The sequence below is a fragment of the Desulfovibrio piger genome (assembly GCF_012843875.1).
Classification (GTDB): Bacteria; Desulfobacterota; Desulfovibrionia; order Desulfovibrionales; family Desulfovibrionaceae; genus Desulfovibrio.
Genome location: NZ_JABAFY010000018.1, coordinates 18,104 through 39,138, shown reverse-complemented (window position 1 = coordinate 39,138; position 21,035 = coordinate 18,104). Strand labels below are relative to the sequence as shown.

At 65.9% G+C, this 21,035-nt stretch carries 18 protein-coding genes; 6 read left to right on the top strand and 12 right to left on the bottom strand.

Annotation, left to right across the window (positions count from 1 at the left end):
• Nucleotides 1-275: 275 nt before the first annotated feature.
• Nucleotides 276-1,232, bottom strand: a complete 957-nt coding sequence (locus tag HF854_RS06430; protein ID WP_168935547.1) for a UDP-glucuronic acid decarboxylase family protein — start codon at nucleotides 1,230-1,232, stop codon at nucleotides 276-278.
• A 227-nt stretch (nucleotides 1,233-1,459) separates the two neighbouring features.
• Here HF854_RS06430 and HF854_RS06425 point away from each other — a divergent pair, with 227 nt between their 5' ends.
• A complete protein-coding gene (locus tag HF854_RS06425; RefSeq protein ID WP_168935546.1) occupies nucleotides 1,460-2,281 on the top strand; it encodes a TatD family hydrolase in 822 nt (273 codons plus the stop codon).
• Between the two features lie 472 nt (nucleotides 2,282-2,753).
• Here the strand turns inward: HF854_RS06425 and HF854_RS06420 are convergent, their stop codons facing one another.
• The 4 genes from HF854_RS06420 to rfbF form a co-directional block, all read right to left on the bottom strand.
• Nucleotides 2,754-3,143 (bottom strand): YbjN domain-containing protein, encoded by a 390-nt coding sequence (locus HF854_RS06420; protein ID WP_168935545.1) that lies wholly within the window; start codon nucleotides 3,141-3,143, stop codon nucleotides 2,754-2,756.
• Nucleotides 3,144-3,423: 280 nt separating this feature from the next.
• Entirely contained in the window at nucleotides 3,424-3,894 is a 471-nt protein-coding gene (locus HF854_RS06415) for a dTDP-4-dehydrorhamnose 3,5-epimerase family protein (RefSeq protein WP_168935556.1), read from the bottom strand.
• An 82-nt stretch (nucleotides 3,895-3,976) separates the two neighbouring features.
• Nucleotides 3,977-5,086 (bottom strand): CDP-glucose 4,6-dehydratase, encoded by a 1,110-nt coding sequence (rfbG, locus tag HF854_RS06410; protein WP_168935544.1) that lies wholly within the window; start codon nucleotides 5,084-5,086, stop codon nucleotides 3,977-3,979.
• Between the two features lie 106 nt (nucleotides 5,087-5,192).
• Complete coding sequence (gene rfbF, locus HF854_RS06405; RefSeq protein ID WP_168935543.1) at nucleotides 5,193-5,957, bottom strand: glucose-1-phosphate cytidylyltransferase; 765 nt, start codon at nucleotides 5,955-5,957, stop codon at nucleotides 5,193-5,195.
• 224 nt (nucleotides 5,958-6,181) lie between these two features.
• On the opposite strand from rfbF, the gene HF854_RS06400 reads away from it, so the two are divergent.
• On the top strand, nucleotides 6,182-6,847 hold the full coding sequence (locus HF854_RS06400; protein ID WP_239463887.1) for a hypothetical protein: 666 nt from the start codon (nucleotides 6,182-6,184) through the stop codon (nucleotides 6,845-6,847).
• A gap of 266 nt (nucleotides 6,848-7,113) precedes the next feature.
• On the opposite strand, the gene hflX is transcribed toward HF854_RS06400, so the two are convergent.
• Both hflX and HF854_RS06390 read right to left on the bottom strand, forming a co-directional pair.
• Nucleotides 7,114-8,748, bottom strand: coding sequence for a GTPase HflX (gene hflX, locus HF854_RS06395; protein WP_240937678.1), 1,635 nt, complete (start codon nucleotides 8,746-8,748; stop codon nucleotides 7,114-7,116).
• 47 nt (nucleotides 8,749-8,795) lie between these two features.
• Nucleotides 8,796-9,392: an IMP cyclohydrolase gene (locus HF854_RS06390; RefSeq protein WP_006008060.1), complete on the bottom strand. Its 597-nt coding sequence runs from the start codon at nucleotides 9,390-9,392 to the stop codon at nucleotides 8,796-8,798.
• Between the two features lie 123 nt (nucleotides 9,393-9,515).
• Between HF854_RS06390 and HF854_RS06385 the strand changes: the two genes are divergently transcribed.
• From HF854_RS06385 to HF854_RS06375, 3 genes are all read left to right on the top strand, one after another.
• Nucleotides 9,516-10,325 carry an exodeoxyribonuclease III gene (locus HF854_RS06385; RefSeq protein ID WP_168935541.1) on the top strand — a complete coding sequence of 270 codons (810 nt, stop codon included), beginning with the start codon at nucleotides 9,516-9,518 and terminating at the stop codon, nucleotides 10,323-10,325.
• 77 nt (nucleotides 10,326-10,402) lie between these two features.
• On the top strand, nucleotides 10,403-11,095 hold the full coding sequence (locus HF854_RS06380) for a hypothetical protein (RefSeq protein WP_168935540.1): 693 nt from the start codon (nucleotides 10,403-10,405) through the stop codon (nucleotides 11,093-11,095).
• Nucleotides 11,096-11,227: 132 nt separating this feature from the next.
• Nucleotides 11,228-11,956, top strand: coding sequence for an aspartate/glutamate racemase family protein (locus HF854_RS06375; RefSeq protein WP_168935539.1), 729 nt, complete (start codon nucleotides 11,228-11,230; stop codon nucleotides 11,954-11,956).
• A 123-nt stretch (nucleotides 11,957-12,079) separates the two neighbouring features.
• Here the strand turns inward: HF854_RS06375 and HF854_RS06370 are convergent, their stop codons facing one another.
• From HF854_RS06370 to HF854_RS06355, 4 genes are all read right to left on the bottom strand, one after another.
• Nucleotides 12,080-12,580, bottom strand: coding sequence for a metal-dependent hydrolase (locus tag HF854_RS06370; RefSeq protein WP_006008068.1), 501 nt, complete (start codon nucleotides 12,578-12,580; stop codon nucleotides 12,080-12,082).
• A gap of 265 nt (nucleotides 12,581-12,845) precedes the next feature.
• Complete coding sequence (locus tag HF854_RS06365; protein WP_240937677.1) at nucleotides 12,846-15,104, bottom strand: vitamin B12-dependent ribonucleotide reductase; 2,259 nt, start codon at nucleotides 15,102-15,104, stop codon at nucleotides 12,846-12,848.
• 611 nt (nucleotides 15,105-15,715) lie between these two features.
• Nucleotides 15,716-17,758: a small ribosomal subunit Rsm22 family protein gene (locus HF854_RS06360; protein WP_168935538.1), complete on the bottom strand. Its 2,043-nt coding sequence runs from the start codon at nucleotides 17,756-17,758 to the stop codon at nucleotides 15,716-15,718.
• Nucleotides 17,759-19,429: an ASKHA domain-containing protein gene (locus HF854_RS06355; protein WP_168935537.1), complete on the bottom strand. Its 1,671-nt coding sequence runs from the start codon at nucleotides 19,427-19,429 to the stop codon at nucleotides 17,759-17,761.
• A 104-nt stretch (nucleotides 19,430-19,533) separates the two neighbouring features.
• Here HF854_RS06355 and HF854_RS06350 point away from each other — a divergent pair, with 104 nt between their 5' ends.
• Nucleotides 19,534-20,238 carry a hypothetical protein gene (locus HF854_RS06350; protein ID WP_168935536.1) on the top strand — a complete coding sequence of 235 codons (705 nt, stop codon included), beginning with the start codon at nucleotides 19,534-19,536 and terminating at the stop codon, nucleotides 20,236-20,238.
• Between the two features lie 21 nt (nucleotides 20,239-20,259).
• Here the strand turns inward: HF854_RS06350 and HF854_RS06345 are convergent, their stop codons facing one another.
• Nucleotides 20,260-21,033, bottom strand: coding sequence for a class I SAM-dependent methyltransferase (locus tag HF854_RS06345; RefSeq protein WP_168935535.1), 774 nt, complete (start codon nucleotides 21,031-21,033; stop codon nucleotides 20,260-20,262).
• Nucleotides 21,034-21,035: the final 2 nt, after the last annotated feature.

Here is a 21,035-nt window from a genome sequence, read left to right as displayed (position 1 = left end):
TGGGCAGGACCGCATCTGTGAAAACTTTTCTGGCGGCATGGTCCGAGCGCTCCTTCCCCGGAGACTTGCAGCGCCCATGCCGGACGGACAGACGGACTCCCTGTCCGTCAAGGGTTATGGTTGCGCGTCCGTACCGGCCGGTACGGATCCCCCTGCGTCGCCTTCCCCGGGCGGCGCATCCATATATGAATTCGACCGGAGCGGGGGCGGCGGCGCGCTGCATGCACAAAGGCGGCTGCGTGCTCGCCGCTATCCCCTGTTCCGGACACGGACATCTAGGCCAGACCCTTGCGGATCTGCTCGTCGAAATAGGCGATGGTCTTTTTCAGGCCTTCTTCCAGCTGGACCTTGGGCTCCCAGCCCAGGACCTCGCGGGCCAGGCTGATGTCGGGACGGCGCTGTTTGGGGTCGTCGCCGGGCAGGGGCTCGCAGATCAGCCTGGAGCTGCTGTTGGTGAGTTCGATGACCTTTTCGGCAAGCTCGCGGATGGTGAACTCGCCGGGATTGCCCATGTTCACGGGGCCGGTGAAGTCGTCGGGCGTGGCCATGAGGCGGCACATGCATTCCACCAGGTCATCCACATAGCAGAAGGAGCGGGTCTGGCTGCCGTCGCCGTAGATGGTGATGGGTTCGCCCTTCAGGGCCTGCACGATGAAGTTGGAGACCACACGGCCGTCGTTGGGATGCATCTTGGGACCGTAGGTGTTGAAGATACGGCCCACCTTGATGTTCACATTGTTCTGGCGGCGGTAGGAGAAGAACAGGGCCTCGGCGCAGCGCTTGCCTTCGTCATAGCAGGAGCGGATGCCGTTGGGGTTCACATGGCCCCAGTAGCTCTCGGGCTGCGGATGCACGTCGGGGTCGCCGTAGACCTCGCTGGTGGAGGCCTGGAAGATGCGCGCTTTCAGGCGCTTGGCCAGACCCAGCATGTTGATGGCACCGTGGACGCAGGTCTTGATGGTCTGCACGGGGTCGTGCTGGTAGTGGACGGGCGAGGCCGGGCAGGCCAGGTTGTAGATCTCGTCCACTTCCACGAACAGGGGGAAGGTCACGTCATGGCGCAGCAGTTCGAAGCGCTTGTTGTCCATGAGCTCTTCCACATTGGAGCGGGCGCTGGAAAAGAAATTGTCCACGCACAGGACTTCGTGCCCCTCGTCCAGCAGACGCGCGCACAGATGCGAGCCCAGAAAACCCGAACCACCAGTGACAAGAACCCGTTTTCGCAAATGCATGATAGCCTCTCAACGTAAAATGACCAATAGGCGCAGAGAGTGTACGCCCTTGTCCCGGGACTGGCAATGCCTGAAACGGGGCTTTTTCGCGGCGGGGCAGGGGCTTGCGTCCCGTGTCTGCCCCTGCTAGAAGCCATGCCAGACGGACGCCCTGCCGGGGATGGGGCGGTGCCCGTCCACGGGGCAGTGCTGCCCGCATCCCGCATCCTCTCCATCCCGGATCCGCCATGAGCCACAAGAAAGTTGAACGTATCGATCCCCTGACCCAAGCCCTGCCCTGCGTGGGCTGCGACAGCCACGCCCATCTGGACGGCGAGGAATTCGACGCCGACCGCGAAGAGGTGCTGGCCCGCGCCCGTGCCGCCGGTGTGGCCACCATCGGAAACATTTTCCTCGATCCTGACCGCTGGCGCCGTCGCCGCGGCTATTTCGATGCACATCCCGAGGTCTTTTTCGTGCTGGGCATCCACCCCTGTGACGGACAGCAGTGCACGCCCGAAGTCCTTGCGGACATCCGTGAAGCCTTTGCCGTGGATGACCGCCTGCGCGCCGTGGGCGAGATCGGGCTCGATTTCTACTGGGACGACTGCCCCAAGGAGATCCAGTACCAGGTCCTGCACGATCAGCTGCAACTGGCCCGCGAGCTGGAAAAGCCTGTGGTCATCCATTGCCGCAACGCCGAGGCCGAGACCCTCATGACTCTCGAAGCCCGCGGTTTTGTCGGCTATCCGCTGCTCTGGCACTGTTTTGGCGGCGATGCCGACATGGCCCGGCGCATCATCCGCAACGGCTGGCACATCTCCATCCCCGGACCGGTCAGCTACCCGGCCAACAAGGCCGTGCGTGAGGCCCTGGCCGTCATCCCTGACGACCGCCTGCTGCTGGAGACCGACAGCCCCTACCTTTCGCCCGTGCCCTGGCGCGGCAAGCGCAACGAGCCCGCCTTCATGGTCTTCACCGTACGCCATATGGCGGCCGCCCGCGGCATGGAGCCCGAAGAGCTCTGGCAGCTCTGCGGCGACAATGCCCGAAGGTTCTTCGGGCTATAGCCAGCCTCTGTTGCCGGGGCCGCAGCGCTGGGCGTCGCCAACGGGCACAGCCCTGCGGGCTGCCTTGCGGTCGCGCGTTGCTGTCGATGCCCGTAAGGCTCCTCCGTCGCCAACGGGCACAGCCCTGCGGGCTGCCTTGCGGTCGCACGTTCATGAGGAAAGGCCTTTCCCGGCCCGGCTCCCTTCCCGGTGCACTTTGGCGGGGAGGCTGGAGCATCGTGCCGTGGACGGTTGGGACATGATGCTGTTCCCCGGCGTTACGTAAAGACGGTATTTGCAAAGAAAGGACGGACGGTCGCTCAACTGGCGGCCGTCCGTCTTTTTTGATGTCCGGGTGATGCGGGCCGGAAAAGGGGAGCTTCGCCGGTGCGGTCGAAGGTCGTGCCTTTTCCGTCATACAGACCGGAAGCGGCTGGCAGTCTTCCTGCCAGCCGCCGTACGTCATGGGAGTGAAAGGATCACGTCAGAGAGGTCACATCAGCAGGGTCTGCCCAAGCTCGAAATGGGCGGCACATACGATGTCGATATAGCGCGTGATCTCCTCCTCGAGGATCTCGGTATCGCTGAAGCACTCGATAGCGACACGGATGAAGTATCTTTCCTCATCCTGGTCGAGGAGCATGCACTTCACGCATTTCAGCTTGCATTCAAGGCGGTTCCCCTCCCTGAGTACAGCGAGCTCGTCAGCCTTGTCGGCCGGGACGGTCAGGTCCGTGAAGATACGGAGATAAGTGGGATCGTCTTCCGAAAGGGTCATATAAAGGGTGCGGCCCTGGGCCTTGAAGGTCAGGTCGCCGTCATCATCCACATGGGCGATGTAACCTTCGGTCTGAAGTATCTTTTGCAGTTCTTCTGTCGTCATGGGTACCTCGGGGGCTGGCAGCTCCCGTGCGGGGCAGGGGAGCAGACGTTGCGGGAGCGTCTCCCGGTGGTGCCTGCCGCCGTAAGACACGGCCTTGTTGCAGGCAGGAAGGGCACATCGCCGGAGCTCCGCCTGTTGCGGGGGAGTTGGCCGCGTACTGTTGCCCTCGTCGTCATATCTGACCAGCGTACTATTATTGCGGAACAAGGATGTTTTGTGAAGAGGGGAGGGAGCACCCTCCTGGCGCAGGCATGGATCCCCCTCCCCTCAAAAATCCCTGCTAGTCCCAGCTGTAGGGGATGTCCTTCGTATCGGCGGGCAGGCGTTCGCCTTCTTCGGGATCGTGGGGCAGGTCGGCGCAGTTGCAGATCAGGGCCGGTTCGTCCGTGGCGGCGGTAAAGCCGTACCAGACCCCCGTGGGGATGCGCAAAAGGCCGTAATGGTCGGGGCGGCCCAGATACAGTTCCCGCAGCACGCCGCAGGTGGGCGAATCGGGGCGGGCGTCATAGAGCACGAGTTTCAGCAGGCCGTGGGGCACGGTGTAGTACTGGGTCTGGCGGCGGTGGCGTTTCCAGGCCTTGATGGCCCCGGGCAGGACCTCGGAGAAATAGACCTCGCCCAGATGCAGTTCCCCGTCCGCCGTCTCGGCGTGGGGGCGCAGGGGAGAGTCGGGGCGCAGCATGTGCATCACCGGGCCGCCGGGGGTAGTGATGACCTTCAGGGGCTGGAAGCTGACACCGTCGATGCCCATGTCCGGGCACGGATGTTCGGAACGTTCCATGGGGATGTCCTTTCTGGACGGCGGACTCGCCCGGAAGACCGGGCGGGCGGCCTTATTTCGTCCAGAGCTGCTCGCGCTGTTCGGCGGCGTTCACATAGGCCGCGATCTGCCCCAGGCTGAAGTCCAGCATGGAGCCCTGCTTGGCGCCGTCGCCGCGATAGAAACGATGGTACCATTCGGCGGTGAAGCGGATGGTCTCCTCAAAGGTCAGGGTGGCTTTCCAGCCCAGATGGGCCAGGGCCTTGTCGCAGCAGAGCTTGAGCAGGGTGCATTCCTTCATGCCCGCCTGTCCGGCCTTGTCCATCTCGCTGCGGAAGCCGGGCCAGTGCAGGGCCAGGGCCTCCACCACTTCCGCCACGGTATTGTTGACGTTGGCGGCAGGGCCGAAGTTGTAGGCCTCGCCGCGGGTCTCGAAGGGCCCCTTGCGCGCACCCAGCAGATGGGCGCCCAGCCACAGATAGCCGGACAGGGGCTCCAGCACCAGCTGCCAGGGGCGGGTGGCCCAGGGGCTGCGGATCTGCACGGCCTGACCGGCGGCCCAGGCGCGGGCGCAGTCGGGCACGATGCGGTCGGCGGCCCAGTCACCGCCGCCGATGACGTTGCCGGCACGCACGGTGGCGCAGGCCGGGCCGTCCTTGAAAAAGCTCTTGAAATAGGAATGGGCGATGATCTCGGCGCAGCCCTTGGAAGCGGAGTAGGGGTCGTCGCCGCCCAGATGGTCGGTCTCGCGGTAGCCCCAGACCCACTCGTCGTTGCGGTAGCACTTGTCCGAGGTGATGAAGACCGCGGCTTCCACGCTGGGGCACTGGCGCACGGCCTCCAGCATGTTGAGGGTGCCCAGCATGTTGGCTTCGAAGGTCAGGGGCGCGTCTTCGTACGATTTGCGCACCAGGGCCTGGGCGGCCAGATGGAAGACCACATCGGGGCGGAATTCCTTCATGGCGCGGACCACGGCATTACGGTCGCGGATGTCGCCGCGCATGTCCTGCACGTGCTGTTCCAGATGCATGGCCTCGAAATGGGACGGGCTGGTGGGCACGCAGTCGGCAAAGCCGCAGACGGTGGCGCCCATCTGGCTCAGCCACGCGGCCAGCCAGGAGCCCTTGAAACCGGTATGGCCGGTGATGAACACACGGCGGCCTTTATAGCAGTTGGCAAACATGGTCTTCTCCTGCCGGTCGTGTTCGCGCCGGCGTCATGACGGGAAAAGGGAGGGTCGCCGGACGGCGCCCGGAAGGAAGGCGGGGCCGCAGCCCCGCCGGGAGGATCTATTTCCAGAAGGCCTTGCCGCTGTCCCACAGCTCGTTGAGCTTGATGGAGTCGCGCAGGGTGTCCATGCACTGCCACTGTCCGGGATGCGGGTACATGGAGAGCTGGCCTTCGGCGGCCAGGCGCTGCAGGGGCTCTTTTTCCAGATCGCAGGATTCGTCTTCGTCCAGATAGTCCAGGAACTCGCGCTTGAAGACGAAGAAGCCGCAGTTGATGTACTCGTTGAGCACGGGTTTCTCTTCCCAAGACAGGATCTTGCCGTTCTCGTCGGTGCGCACGGTGCCGAAACGCGAGGGCATGCGCACGCCGGTGAAGGTCCCGATGGTGCCGGACTTCATGTGGAAGTCGATGAGCTTGTCGATGTCGATGTCGGCCACGCCGTCACCATAGGTGACCATGAAGCGGTCGGTATCGATGTAGCGGGCCACGCGCTTCAGGCGGCCGCCTTTGAGGGTCTCCTGGCCGGTATCGCACAGGGTCACGCGCCAGTCCTCGATCTCGCGGGGATGGGGGGTGATGGCGCCGCTGCGCAGGTCCACGGTGAAATCCGTGTTGCGGATGTTGTAGTCGTGGAAATACTGCTTGATGTATTCGCCCTTGTAGCCCAGGGGCAGGATGAAGTCCTTGAAGCCGAAACGGGCATAGATGTTCATGATGTGCCAGAGTACGGGCCGCCCGCCGATCTCGACCATGGGCTTGGGTTTGATGACGGTCTCTTCCCGCAGCCGGGTGCCCTTGCCGCCGCACATGATGATAACTTTCATACAGCCTCCGCCTGTCCGCCACGGAGCGGGACAGCAGTTGCCAAAGGTTTCGTATCCCGACCGGCCGGGATGGCACGGTCAGCCGGCGGCGATGCTAGCAAAAGGCGTGACGGAAAAAAAGCCCCTGTTTCCCGGCCATTGCGGCGGGGCGAACGCTTGGCAACCACCGGCGTCTGCGCTATCTTGTATGTCGCCCAAAAGTCATTTCCTGCATGGAGGATCCTATGCGCAAAAATTGCAGATCCCTGTTGCTGGCGTCGCTCGCCCTGACCTGCGGCCTGCTGGCGTCCTGCCTTTCGTCCGGCCCGGAAAAACCGCTCGGCGCCATGGCCGACGCCATGGAAAAGAACGACAGCGCGGCCTTTCTGGCCCAGATGGACATGCCCCTGTTCGCCGCCAACGAGGCGCGGAACATGACCAATGAGAACGAGGCCCTGAACATGCTGGATTCCCTGGGCCAGGATCTGGGGCTGGGCGGTATGGACCAGCTGCTGGGCAGCGCCCTGAACATGGAGGACAAACTCCGCAAGAGCCTGACCCGCGGTGTCTCCACCGGTGAGCTCATGGCCCATTGCCGCAAGGCCGAGCGCCCCGACTGCCCGTGGGTGCCGGAATCGCTCAGGAACGCCAAGGTGGTGGAGCTGGGCCCCGATGCGGCCGTGGCTTCCGTGACCACGCCTGCCGGCATGACCTCCTGGCTGGCTCTGCGGAAGCAGGGCGAGACCTGGCGCGTGGTGGGCCGGGCCGTCATGGAGAACATGGCTCGCGCCTTTGCCCAGGCGGGATCGCAGACCAAGGCCGCGCCCGCCGCTCCGGCCAAGGCGCAGCAGCCCGCAGCCAAGCCTGCTCCCAAGCCCGCTCCCAAGGGCGATGGGGCCGTCACCTTGTAGACAACGATAAGGTTGCCGTCGTGTGACGGCAGAACGTCGTTATGATGCCATGAGGGCCGCTCCAGGAGCGGCCCTTTTTTATGGCGTCGGCACATTGGCGCCACGCGCGAAAAAAACAAAAATGCCGTGCAGCGGCAGCGCGTTGAGCGTTGCCTGTCAGGAAAAATGGCCGATCTCGGAAAGACGGCGGAAAGAACCGTAACGGCAGCCCATGCGACGGCCGATCCAGCGAAGGGGCACAACGTCCGGTCGGTATCCCGGGCGGGCTACTGCAGGACAGGGCCATCCTCTTCAAAGGGGATGAGCAGCTGGCTCTGCTGGGTGCTGAGCAGCATGTTCTCCAGCACTTCCAGTAGGCGCTTGAGGCCGTCGCCGGTACGGGCGGAGACTGGGATGGCGTGCGGGAAGGCATCGGCCAGTTCGGCGCGGGCGGGCACGTCCAGCAGGTCCCACTTGTTGAGCAGCAGGATGCGCGGCATATGCTGCAGCTCCAGCTCCTCGAGGATGGTCTCCACAGAGGTGATCTGCTGCAGCAGGTCGGGATGCGAGGCGTCGGCCACATGCACCAGCAGGTCGGCGGACTCCAGCTCTTCCAGCGTGGCGCGGAAGGCATCCATGAGCTCCTTGGGCAGGTTGCGGATGAAGCCCACGGTGTCGGCCAGGATGATCTCGCGTTCGGCCGGGAAGCGCAGTCGGCGGGTGGTGGGGTCGAGGGTGGCGAAGAGTTTGTTCTCGGCCAGCACCTCGGAGCGGGTCAGGTTGTTGAGCAGGGTGGACTTGCCCGCGTTGGTGTAGCCCACCAGCGCGGCCATGGGGATGCCGCGACGGGCGCGGCGGGAGCGGGTGAAGGCCCGCTGGCGGCGCAACTGGTCCAGTTCCTTGCGCAGGTGGGCCATGCGTTCGCGGCTGCGGCGGCGGTCGGTCTCCAGCTTGGTCTCGCCGGGGCCGCGTCCGCCGATGCCGCCCATAAGGCGATCCATGGCGCGGTTCTTGCCCGTAAGGCGAGGCTGGGTATAGCGCAGCTGGGCCAGTTCCACCTGGAGCTTGCCCGCGCGGGTCACGGCATGCTGGGCAAAGATGTCCAGGATGAGCTGGGTACGGTCCAGCACCTTGCGCTCGGTGATGTCGGCCAGGTTGTGGAGCTGGGCCGGGGAAAGCTCACCGTCGAAGACCAGGGTCCCGGCGCGGCCCTCCAAGGCCAGCACTTCCAGCTCGGCCATCTTGCCCTTGCCCAGGATGAACTTGGGATTGACCTGGGCCACGCGCTGCACCATGCGCCCGGCCACGGCCAGACCGGCGGTGCGGGCCAGCTCGGCCAGCTCGTCGAGGTTGCGCTCCTGGATGATGCGGGGCTGGGCCGCCACGGAGACCAGCAGGGCGCGGGGCGCGTCCGAGGCCTCGAGCGTGTCGTCGCTCCTGCGGGCCAGCTCTTCTTCCAGAGCTTCGGCGGTGGCGGCGAAATGGGCGCTGGTCTGGTCCCAGGGGCGGAGCTGCTCCACACGGTAGGGCTGCCCGGCCACGGGCGTGGGCAGCAGATGGGCCTCCTGCCATTGCACGGGGGCGCCGTCAGGATTGACGGTCAGCACGATGATGGCGTCCAGGCGCAGGAAGAGCAGGTCCATGAGGTCTTCCTGGCTGAGGCCGTCGGGCGTGAGGTGGGTGTGGAGCAGACGAAGGCCGCGCAGACGGTCGGCACCGGAGCGGGCGCGGGGCAGTTCCGGGATCAGGATCCCGCCTGCCTCGCCCACCAGTACCATGTCCACGCGGCCTTTACGGTCGATGAGCATGCCCAGTTGACGCCCCAGGGCGCGCGACAACAGCGACAGTTCCCGGGCCTGGTCGATGGTATAGACATCAGTGGCCGGGAAACGTCGAGTGGTCAGCCGGTTGAGGGCCTTCAACTGGCTGGGCTTGAGCCCCTGCAGGTTGCCTTCGAGCCTGGAAATGGCTAGGCCCCCGGACGCAGGTAGGAGGTGATGAGGGCGTCGTAGCGCGAGGTGGCTTCAAACGCACGCGAGGCCATGGCCTGACGGAAGTCCAGGCTGACCTTCATGTCGTGTTCCTTCATCTCCTGCATGGCGGTGGCGTACCATTTGGTTCCGGGCAGCACCAGGATGCTGTGGAAGTTCTTGGCAGCGGCGCGGATCATGCAGGGACCGCCGATGTCGATTTCCTCCACGGCCTGTTCGAGCGAGAGCTTGCGCTCCACGGCACCGGCAAAGTCGTACAGGTTCACGCAGACCAGGTCGAAAGGCTTGATCTCCTTTTCTTCCAGCGTGGCCATGTGCTCGGGGATGTCCTTGTTGGCAAGGATGCCCCCGTGGATCTTGGGATGCAGCGTCTTCACGCGGCCGCCCAGGATTTCGGGGAAGCCGGTGACGTCACTGACGGCCGTCACGGGCAGACCGGCGGCCTGCAGGGCCTTCATGGTCCCGCCGGTGGAGACCAGCTCCACGCCGTTCTGCGACAGGAAGGTGGCAAATTCCACCAGTCCGGTTTTGTCCGTCACGCTCAGGATGGCGCGGCGGATAGGAAGCATATCCATACGGATTCTCCTTGGCTCATGTTGGCATTATTGCCGCAGGCGATTTTGCCAGAAAAACGGTCCGTTCGCAATGCCGCGCTTGCGGCCGGCACCACCTGCCGCTATGCTGGCGGCGGAGGTCCTATGTCCATCAGACTCGTATCCTGGAACGTCAACGGCCTGCGTGCCGTGTCCGCCAAACCCGAATGGCGCTGGTTCGCCGAGAACACCTGCGATGTCATCGGCCTGCAGGAGACCAAGGCCATGCCCGAGCAGCTCAAGCCCGAAGTGGCCAACCCCGAAGGCTGGGAGGCCCACTGGGCGTCCAGCGTGGTGAAAAAAGGCTATTCCGGCGTGGCCGTGTTCAGCCGCATCAAACCGCTGGCCGTGCGCTGCGAACTGCCCCAGCCGGAATGGCAGGGCGAAGGGCGCATCCTGCATCTGGAATTTGAAAAGTTCCACTTCTTCAACGGCTATTTCCCCAACGGCGGCGCCGAGGAACTGGACGAGAACGGCAAGCCCATCCCCGGCCGTTTCAAGCGCGTGCCCTACAAGATGGGCTTTTTCGACGCCTTCACGGCCTATGCGGAAGAATGCCGCAAAAGCAAGCCCATCGTGGTCTGCGGGGACTTCAACATCGCCCACAAGGCCATCGACCTGGCGCGTCCCAAGCAGAACGAGAAGAACACCGGCTTTTTGCCCGAAGAACGCGCCTTTCTGGACCGTTTTACGGCCCTGGGCTATGTGGACACCTTCCGCCATGTGCACGGCGACGTGGAAGGCCGCTATTCCTGGTGGTCGTACAAGATGCGCGCCCGCGAGAAGAACGTGGGCTGGCGTATCGACTATTTCTTCGTTTCGGAAGAGCTGAAACCGTACATCCGTGACGCCTGGATCGAGGACGACGTCTACGGTTCGGACCACTGCCCCGTGGGCCTGGAGCTGGACATCTAACGGACAGGGCCTCGTGGCTCCCGGTGGGACTTTTGCCGGGGAGGTCGCGTCGTCCCTCCCGTATTGGGAGAGGGCTCATGCCTGAGCTGAACATCGCTTCCTGTGACTGGAACGCTTATATCACACTGCTGCGACAGCAGGACGCCCTGTGGGCACGCCACAGGGATAATATCTCCCTGTCTTCCTACCTGCGTTGCCTGGAGGACGCCCGAGCCGTGTTGTCCCTGCCTTCGTGGGATGAGCTGAGTCACCGGGAGGCCACCATATTACTGGGGCTGGGCACGCAGTATGGCCCGCACGGCCTGCTGGGCTCTCTGCGCGGGGCGGGCATCGTCAAGGCCACGTTTATGCAGGACATTCCAGAATACCGGCATATACGTATCCGTATCCGTGATGCCATCCTGGCGGCCCGTGAAGCGGAGACAATTATGGACTTCATCCGCTGTGCCCAGACGGCGGTGGACACCATCGTGCGTCTGCCCCGTTTCAGCATGGCTACAGCCACGCGTTTGCTGACACTGGCGCGCCCGGACCGAGCCGTCTCCATCAACGGCGCCTCCAAAGCCGGGCTGGCGCGTCTGACGGGCCGCACCCAGTACTGGATAAGCGAGCCCCGGAACTACGGGATGCTGCTGCGCTGGGTCTACGCGCAGCGCTGGTATCAGTCGCCCGTGCCTGCGGATGCGGGCGAGGCCAGCTTGTGGCGGGCCCGTGCGGCCTTGCTCGATGTCTTTGCCTACGACAACAGCAGCCCGCTGACACAGGCCTAAGCCACGCGCATCCCGGGGGATTGAACGGGAAAAAGCATGGCAGTGTCTGTCCGTCCTTCCCTTGTCCCGCCGTATGCGGACTTTTTTAAGGGGGGCTTGGGTAAGGCCCCCGTTGCACTACAGGGAGAACACATGAAAACCATCGGTCTTCTGGGCGGCATGAGCTGGGAAAGCACGCTGACCTATTATCAGATCATCAACATGGTGACGGCCCAGACCCTGGGCGGTCTGCATTCGGCCCGCTGCCTGCTCTACAGCGTGGACTTTGACGAGATCGAACGCTGCCAGCAGGCCGGGGACTGGGACAGGAGCGCCCGCATCCTGGCCGATGCCGCACAGGCCCTGGAGCGGGGCGGGGCGGATTTTCTGGTCATCTGCACCAACACCATGCACAAGGTGGCCCCGCAGATCGCCGCCGCCGTAGGCATCCCGCTGATGCACATCGCCGACGTGACGGCCCGGCAGCTGCACATGGCGGGCGTGCAGCGCGTGGGCCTGCTGGGCACCCGCTACACCATGGAAGAGGATTTCTACACCGGCCGTCTGGAAGCCAACGGCCTGCAGGTGCTGGTGCCCGAAGCGGACGACCGGGCCGAGATCAACCGCGTCATCTTCGAGGAGCTTTGCCGGGGCGTCATCAAGGACAGCTCGCGCGAGACCTTCTTGCGGGCCATCCGGGATCTGGCCGCCCGGGGCGCCCAGGGCGTGATCCTGGGCTGCACCGAGATCGGCATGCTGGTACAGCAGGAGAACATCGCCGTGCCCCTGTTCGATACCACGCTTATCCATGCCCGCACGGCCGCGCTGGTGGCCATCAACGAGACGCCGGTGGATACCGAGCCGGTGAAGGTGAAGAAGTAGCGGCCGCTCTGGACGTTGCCCTTTTGAGAGCAAACAAAAAAGCCTCCCGTCATGGGAGGCTTTTTTGTTGCGCATACGCCGCACAGAGGAAGGAAAAAAGAGTCGCGTCCCTTCTATCCACACCTAGAAATGCAGCACGGGCATGCCCAGCTGGCGAACGTGACGGATGAGCTCCTTCATTTCCGGGCCCAGCAAAAAGCCCAGCAGGACGAGCATCACGCCCAGAAAGACATATTCGCCCACGCTGCCCGTGGAGCAGACCTTGAACGAGAGCTTGTTCTTGCGGGAAAAGGGATGCAGGGGGATGCCCGAAGGGGTCAGCATGTCCAGCACCACATGGCTGATGCCGCCCAGACCGATGCCCAGCAGGGCGGGCTGCCAGTGCGGGGGCACCAGATGGCTGCAGGCCACCAGCAGGATGGCGACCCACCAGCCGAACCAGTGGGTGGTGCCGCGGTGGATCTGGTTGAAGGTGCGCTGCGGGTTGCGGGAGCGCTTGGCGATGGCCTGGTCGAGCTTGTCGGGCAGGATGGCGCCGAGACAGGCGGCGACCACGCCTTCCAGCGGCAGGTGCAGGGCCAGGGCGGCGCCGACGCCCGCCGTCTGGTGGGTGATCCATTTCATGGGAGCTCCGTAAGACTGGGGATACCGTCCCGGAAGGCCGGGCGCGGGCTGCGGTCAAAGGGGCGGGCGGAGGCTGTCTCCGCTTGTCCTGTTCCGGTAGCGGGCGCACCTGCCGGGCACATGCGGGCAGAGGATGCAGGCTGTGCGGCGCGGCATCCGCCCTTGCCGTGCAAACGGCAGGCAGCGAAAAGAAGGGGCCACCGGCAGGCCTTTCCGTCGCGCAGGGCGACAGAGGCGTCCGGCAGCCCCCTCCGTACGGATCGTTCTAGCCGCAGCGGGAGAAGCCGCAGGCGGGGCAGATCAGGCAGCCTTCCTGGAAGACCAGGGGCTCGTCGCATTCGGGGCAGCGGTGTTCCTCGATGTCGGCCACACCGGCGCCCAGATGCTCGTCCTTGAGGTAGCGGCGTTCCAGCACCCAGGCGATGGCGTCCGGGATGGAGAGCAGCAGGCCCTTGCCGCGGAACACGGGATGTTCGCCGCCGATGCCCTTGATCTGGGCCACGATGTCGCGCACCTCCACGCCGGAACGCAGGGCCAGGGACACCAGACGCCCGATGGCTTCGGCCTTGGCCGTGATGGAACGGCCGGACTTGCCGATGGTGGCGAAGACCTCGAAGGGCTTGCCGTCGATCTCGTTGACGGTCAGGTACATGGCGCCCAGACCGGTCTGGATCTTCTGGGTGAAGCCCTGCACCACTTCGGGACGCTTACGCACCACGCCCAAGCGGGGCTTTTCCGCAGGCGCGGGGGCTTCGCCGTCCATCTTCTTCTGGCCTTCGCCGGTGGCCAGCACCTGCAGGCTCTTGCAGCCGTCACGGTACACGGTGACGCCCTTGCAGCCTTCCTTGTAGGCCAGCCAGTAGATGTCGTGGATGTCCTGTTCGGTGGCGCTGTGGGGCAGGTTCACGGTCTTGGACACGGCATTGTCCGTATGGCGCTGGAAAGCGGCCTGCATGCGCAGGTGCCAGACGGGATCGATGTCCATGGCCGTGACGAAGACCTTGCGCATGGCGGCGGGCAGGGCATCCAGGGACTGGATGGAGCCTTTTTCCACCACCTGCTCCATGAGTTCGGGCGTGCCCAGACCGGCTTCCTTGAGGGCGGCCTCGAAATAGGGGTTCACTTCCACCAGGCGTTCGCCGTCCAGGATGTTGCGGGTGAAGCAAAGGGCGAACAGGGGTTCCACGCCCGAGGAGCAGCCGCCGATGATGGACAGGGTGCCCGTGGGCGCGATGGTGGTGACGGTGGCATTACGGTAGGGGCCTTCGCCGCGCTGGGGGAAGACGGATTCCGCATAGGCCGGGAAGGGCCCGCGCTCTTCGGCCAGACGGGCCGAGGCGGCGTGGCCTTCGGCATTGATGAAGCCCATGATGCGCTCGGCCAGGGCGATGCCCGCCTCGGAATCATAGGGGATGCCCAGCTGGAAGAGCAGGTCGGCAAAGCCCATGACGCCCAGGCCGATCTTGCGGTTGCGGCGCACGGTCTCGTCGATGCGTTCCAGCGGGAAGCGCGAGGCGTCGATGACGTTGTCCAGGAAGCGCACGGCCAGATGCACCACCTGCTTCAGGCCGTCCCAGTCGATACCGGCCGCGGCGGGATCTTCGTCATGCTCGTGGCCGGGCACAAAGAAGCAGGCCAGATTGATGGAGCCCAGGTTGCAGGCCTCGTAGGGCAGCAGGGGTTGTTCGCCGCAGGGGTTGGTGGATTCGATCTCGCCCTGGGCGGGCGTGGGGTTGTCGCGGTTGATGCGGTCCAGGAAGACGATGCCGGGGTCGCCCGTCTGCCAGGCGCGGCAGACCAGCAGGTCGAAGATCTCGCGGGCGCGCAGGCTGCCGGTGACCTTGCCGGTGTGGGGATCGGTCAGCTCGTAGTTCTCGTCGCGCTCCACGGCCTGCATGAAGGCTTCGGTCAGGCCCACGGAAAGGTTGAAGTTGTTGAATTCCCCTTCCTTTTCCTTGGCCCGGATGAATTCCACGATGTCGGGATGGTCCACGCGCAGGATGCCCATGTTGGCGCCGCGCCGGGTACCGCCCTGCTTGATCTGTTCCGTGGCGGTATTGAAGATGCGCAGGAAGGAGACCGGGCCGGAAGCCACGCCGCCGGTGGAGCCCACGCGGCTGGCCTTGGGGCGCAGGCGGGAGAAGGAGAAGCCCGTGCCGCCGCCGGACTTGTGGATCATGGCGGCGAACTTGACGGCATCGAAGATCTCTTCGATGGAGTCGCCCACCGGCAGGACGAAGCAGGCGGAGAGCTGGCCCAGCTCGCTGGCGGCGTTCATCAGGGTGGGGGAGTTGGGCAGGAAGCGCCAGCTGGTCATCAGGTCGTAGAACTGGCGGGCCAGGTCGTCGGCGGTGAAGGGGGAACGCTCGTATTTGGCTTCTTCAGCGGCGATGGCACTGGCCACACGCCAGAAGAGGTCACGGGGCGTCTCGGTGCTGCCATCTGCTTTTTTGTGCAGATAGCGTTTCTGCAGCACCACTTCCGTGTTGGGCTTGAGCTGCGGCTCGGGCAGATCGTGAGGCATGGGAGGGATCATGGCAGACCTTTGGGTAAAAAGAAAAGCGGCTGGCCTCCCGCTGGGGGAAAGTCGGCACGCTGGATCGATCGGCTTCACAGGCCGGGCGGTCTGGAACCGCGCGGCGAAAGCCCTTTATACGCGTTCCCCTGGGGAAAATAAAGGGCCTCTTCCAGTGGAGAAGAAAAGCCCGCTTTGATCTTGTTCAATAAAATCAGGATGTTTTTTGAAGAAAACGGCTCTTGTCACCCGCGGAGGGCCCACGGGGGAAAAACCCCCGCAGGGCCTTGACCTGCAAAGAAAAAGGCGGGGAAAGAAAAATTTTTCCGGGCCCGGAAAAAGATTTTTGTCACAGAGCGCCGGAAAAGCCCTCCGGCAGAGCCTGCCGGGCTTGCCCGCAGGTGCCGTGCTGCTGCCGGTGGCGGGATCGGGCGCCGGGCAAAACGAAGGGGAAGGGGCCGGGACCCCTTCCCCATATCTTTTATTTCATGGGCATCCGCCAGATCACAGGCAGCAGCGGCGCGGCCGCTGCCGGTCAGACGGAACGCCCGTGCGGCAGGCCTGCGGACATGTGTATGAAAACACGTTTGCCCGTTGCGGGCCCTTCGCAGGAAGGGTGGCTAGTCCTCCCCGCGGCCACGGCCTCGCCTGGGGGCATCGCCGTGACGCCTGTCGCCGGAGCGCCGGTCAGAGCGCTGATCAGGGCGGCGGCCATCGGGCCTGCGGTCGTTCCGGGGGAAGGCACGGAGATCGTCGTTCCGGTCAGGACGGCGGCCGTCTTCATACCGTCCGGGACGCCGGTCCTGAGGATGGGCCGGTCGTTCCGGGGCCCCGCGCCGGTCGTCACGGCGGGGCTGGTGGTCGTTGCCGTTGCGGCGGTCGCGGAAGGCGCCGTCGGCAGTGTCGCGTTCGTCGGAGCGCCTGCCGAAGCGCTTGTCCCCGTATCTGTCCTCCTGCCGGTCACGGAAGTTCCGGCGCGGTTCTTCGGAGCCCGCGAAACGTCCCGGGCCGCGGTTGCCGCCGGGGACGGCGGGCAGGGCCAGCAGCAGGGCTCCGCTCTTGCGGTCACGGCGGGGCGTGCCGGGCCGTTCGTCCGCCTGGGCCCGGGCCGTGAGCTGCGCGCCCGAGGGCAGGGCGGCGGCATCGGGCACCACGGCCAGACCGGCGGCACAGCACGCATAACGGGCCTGGCCGCGCAGGCCGGGCACTACGAAGGGCGAGGAGAGCACACGCACGGGCCGGGGCTGGCGCAGCATGGCCGCAGCTTCGCGGCTGTTGTCCGGGGCCTCGTCATCAAGGTCGTCCAGATCGTCGAACAGGCTCTCCCCGGCGGCCGGGTCGGCCCGCAGCAACAGCGGGGCCAGGCTCAGGGCGCTCTTGGCCAGACCGGCGGCGGAGGACAGCTCCTGCAGCCATTGCGGCGCGCCTTCGCAGTCGAAAGTGAAGTGGCACCAGCCGCGTCCGGCATGGGCGTGGGCCAGCGGGCAGGGGGCCCGGTGCGTGCAGGGGGCCAGGGGCATCAGGTCACGCTCCAGCGCGGCATCCCGCAGGCGGCTGATGGTCTTGCCGCCCAGACGGGTGCCGGGCTCCACGAAGAGGGCCGCGGGCAGCAGGGCCTCGTCGGCGCTGCCGGTCTCGTCCTCGTTCAGGGGCGCGGGCCAGCACAGGGGCTCCAGCTCGTCCAGGAGGTTCTCCAGACGACGCACGCCGCCGGAGCCTTCCTCGTCCTCGTCGTCTTCGCGGTTCATCTGGCGGCTCTCGGCGCTCAGTTCGTTGAGCACGTTGGCCGCCGTGAGCAGCCAGGGGCGCAGATGGCGTTCCTGACGCTCCAGCGTATCGGCCAGTTTGCGTTCCAGGCGCGGCATGTGCTCCAGCGAGCCCCGCTCCACACGCACCTGCCAGACGGGCTGGCCCAGGATGTCGCCCCAGGCGGACATGACGTCGCGGCCCAGTTCCATGGGCTGCACGGCATTGTCCACGGCCAGCACCTGGATGGGCAGGGCGCGCCATTCGGGACGGGCCAGCCACAGGGCCAGCGGCACGCTCAGGGGGCCGGAACCGCCGTCCAGCAGCAGGGGCGTCTGGCCTTTTTCCAGCCAGAGGCGGGGATCGGGCAGGGGCAGGGAACGGAACAGGCGCGCCAGACGCAGCACGTTCCAGGGCAGGAAATAATACAGATAGGCGCTGGTGCTGGCCGGGGAACTCCAGTAGGGCCTGTAGAGGCCGGAGCGTTCGCAGGTCAGCAGACGGGAAAGGGCCTCGATGTCCGCAGGCAGGTTGCGGTAATGGGCGCTGCGCAGCGGGCGCACCGTGCGCAGGGCCTGGCCCAGGGCATCCAGTTCCCGCCGGACCACGTCGGGCAGGGCGGGCAGGAGCTCGGACTCCATCTGCCACGGGGACGGACGGGCGTCACGGGGCGCACGGGCCTCCCGCTGGCCGGGGCGGCTCCAGCCGGAGAACTCTTCCTGACGCCGTGAGGGGCGCTCGGCCTGCTCACCGGTAAAGGAGGAGTACTGGCGGCGCGGTGCTTCGGAACGGCGGCCACGCTCGCGGTCGTTACGGGATTCTTCATGGAAAGAACGGCGTTCCGTCGCGCGGCCTGCGGGGCGCGGACCGCGGGGGGCCGGAGCTTCGCCGTATTTTTTCTGTCGGGTATCGGACATTTATACTCCAAAGCGCATATGGCGCAGGTAATCGGCATGGAAGCCGGGATCTTCAGCAACAGGGACGAGCGTGGCCGCGGCGCACCAGCGTACCAGTGCGGGCAGGCGCCAGGGCTCGGCGGCCAGCAGGGCGGCGCCATCCAGCGAGCTGTTGCCCACGGCACGCACACGCCGCCCCATGCCGTAGGGCAAAAAGCCCAGCTCTTCCAGACAGGCGGGCGGACAATGTTCGCCCAGAGCACCGGCCAGGGCCAGACAGGCCACATCGGCGGCGGCCAGCCCTGCGGCCCGCAGCAGGGCCTCCAGAGCCTGGGAGAAGGCGGCCTTGACCTTGAGCAGCTCCTCCACGTCGGCGGCGGCCAGCCATTGCCCGTACGGCAGGGGCAGGCGCAGCCCCGTCCGGGCCTGTTGGGGCGGCGGGGCCACACGCCGGGCCAGCGGCGAGGCGGGCGTGCGGAAATGCCCGTCCGCATCCAGACAGCCCAGACGCAGCAGCAGGGCCAGCAGGGAAAGATAGCCCGTGGCGCTGATGCCCTGCACATCGGCCCCGGCCGCCAGAGGGCCGTCCACACTGTGGCAGGCCAGTCCCAGGGGCGAGACCTCGAAACGGGTGATGCTCCCCGGCCCGGCCATGCGGCCGCACTGGGGCCCGATGCCTTCCAGGGCGGGGCCCAGCGGGACGCTGGCAAGCCACAGACGGCCCCGGGCGTCCACGAGGGCCAGCTCGCCGTTGGTGCCCAGGTCGGCCAGCAGCAGCGGACGCGGCAGGCCGTCGGCCAGCAAACGGAGCAGCCCGGCGCTGATGTCGCCGCCTACGAAGGGCGCGGGCAGGGGCGGGATCAGCAGCGGCGGCAGCCCTTCCACGGTCAGGCCGCAGCCGCCCGCATGGCTGCGCCGGTAGGGCGCGGCGCACAGGCCGCTGATGTCCCTGTCCAGAAAAATGTCGGTCATGGCCGTATTGGCCGCCAGTACCAGCCGCTCCACAGGGATGCCGGGCAGGGAGGCCGTCTGCTGCCGCAGCAGGGCCGCCAGATGGTCACGTACCAGCCGGGCGAGCCGGGCCCGGCCTTCGGGCGCACAGGCCACGGCCAGACGGGACATGACGTCCGCGCCTGCCCCGGCCTGCGGGTTGAGGTCGTGCCCTTCGGCCACCACGGACACCGGCAGGGGCGGACGGCAGAGCAGGGAAAAATCGTCAGGGGCCGGTTCTTCCCGGACATCGGGGACGGCGATCAGGCGCCAGTACAGCGACGTGGTGCCCAGGTCCACGGCCAGGGCCAGATGGTCCTGTTTCGGGAGAGAGGGCGCGGCCGTGGTCATGACCGTCATTTTTTCCGGTGCGGGCACATCGAGATGCAGCTCCGGGCCCATGGCGTCAGTTATCTGACGACGGCAGGCCAGACGCCAGCCCCGGGCCAGCAGGTCGGGGCCCAGGATCTCCTCTTCTTCCGGCAGGGGATCGGGCGCCACGGACAGGTCATGGAAGCGGACCCGGCAGCGGCCGCAACGGCCCAGACCGGAACAAAGGGGCACGGGCGCCGCCAGCCCGCCCAGCCAGACGGCCCGGGCCAGATCGTCGCCGGGGGCCGCATGGCCGCAACGCGGGGGCGCGGCAGAGACTTCATCCTGCCCGGCGCTCGTGCGGGGCAGTTCATGGACACAAAGTTTCATGCCGCCACACTGCCTCAAGGCGACGGGCAAGGCAAGCCTCGGAGGCCCGGGCGTTTGGCCTCGTTCTTGCATTCTTTGTCGCAAACTACGGGAAATCGACAGTCATGAGCAGCATACTTTCACAGGAAGAGATCGCCGCCCTGTTGCACGGCCTGCCTGCCGCCGGAGGGAATGACGCTCCGCCGGCCGGAGCGGCCGCCCCTGCGGACGACGAAGCCCGGCTGGATGCCCTGGCTGCGCGCTGCGCCCGCCTGTGCGCCGCCAGCATGGAGGAGCAGCGGGGGCGCCTGCTGGAGCTGACGCCGCAGCCCGTGCGCCGTCGTCCTTTCGGCAGCGTGGCGGACAGCATACGCGAGGCTTCCTGTTGCTGTGCCGTGGAGCTGGAGGGCCTGGAAGAGCCCGCGCTGCTCGTGCTGGACAGGGCCTTCGTCTTCAGCCTGCTGGAAGAATTTTTCGGCGCGGGGGGCTTCGAGCGCCCCGACCGGCGTCCCCTGACCGCGCTGGAGACCATGCTGGCCCGCAAGTTCGCGGACCGCTTCCTGGCCGCCTTCGATCTGGCCAGCAAACCGTCGTCCTGGCATCCCCGCTGCGGCCACAGCTCCTCCCTGCCGCGTCTGGCCGTCTTGACCCCCGATGAGCAGCCTGTCTGGCATCTGGCCTTCCGCAGCCTGCTGGGCGGCCGTGCCGGGGCCCTGTGCCTGTGCCTGCCCGAGGATTTCAGCACCCATCTTGCCGTACGCTCGGCCTTGCCCGGTCCCGGCCGGGAAAAAAATATCCCGGACGCGGCAGGCGCATCCGGGATCATCTAGCAGGGATATCTTCGGGCCGGGCTAACAGCCGCGTATCCAGTAGGTCTCGAAACCGTCTTCCAGCCAGCCGTCTTCCAGATGACGGAAATCCGCCTTGCGCAGCAGCTCGCGGTATTCGTCGCGGGTACGGCGCCAGCCCCAGAACTGCTGGCGGCGGATGCCCAGGAAGTGCAGGAAGCCGCGGATGACGATCTTGAGGGCGTTGACGAAACTGCCGATGAAGCTGTCTTCCTGCAGCAGCGAGGCCGAAAGGCAGATGAGCTGGCCGCCGGGCACGAGCTGTGCCCGCAATTCGCCCAGCAGGTGCTGGAGCTCGCGGGTGGGGATGCTGTAGTCCACGGCCGAAAGATAGATGACGTCATAAAAGACGTCCGGCGGCAGGCAGGCCGGGGGCATGCCGATATACATGCGCTCGTTGGGCACATGACGGCGCAGCCAGCGCATGCTGACGGTGCTGGGCTCGTTGACGTGCAGCTCCAGCTCGTCGGCCGACATCTCCTCCACCAGACAATGTTCCATATAGCCTACGCCGCTGCCGATGGAGAGCACACGCAGCGGGCCGGAACCTTCAGGACGCAGGGCGGCCTGTTCGCGCAGGCGGGCGGCCAGCCACTGGGCGTCCTTGCGCTTGTTCTGCCGCCAGACGGCGGGCAGATCGTCCCAGTCCTTGAAGCGCCGGAACAGCTCTTCATAGAAGGTGGCGTAAAACTTGGGTTCCGCCAGATGGAAAAAAGAAATGTGCGAGAATGACGTAAACGGGATTCCCTGCCAGCTTTCCTGATAAAAACGCCGCACAT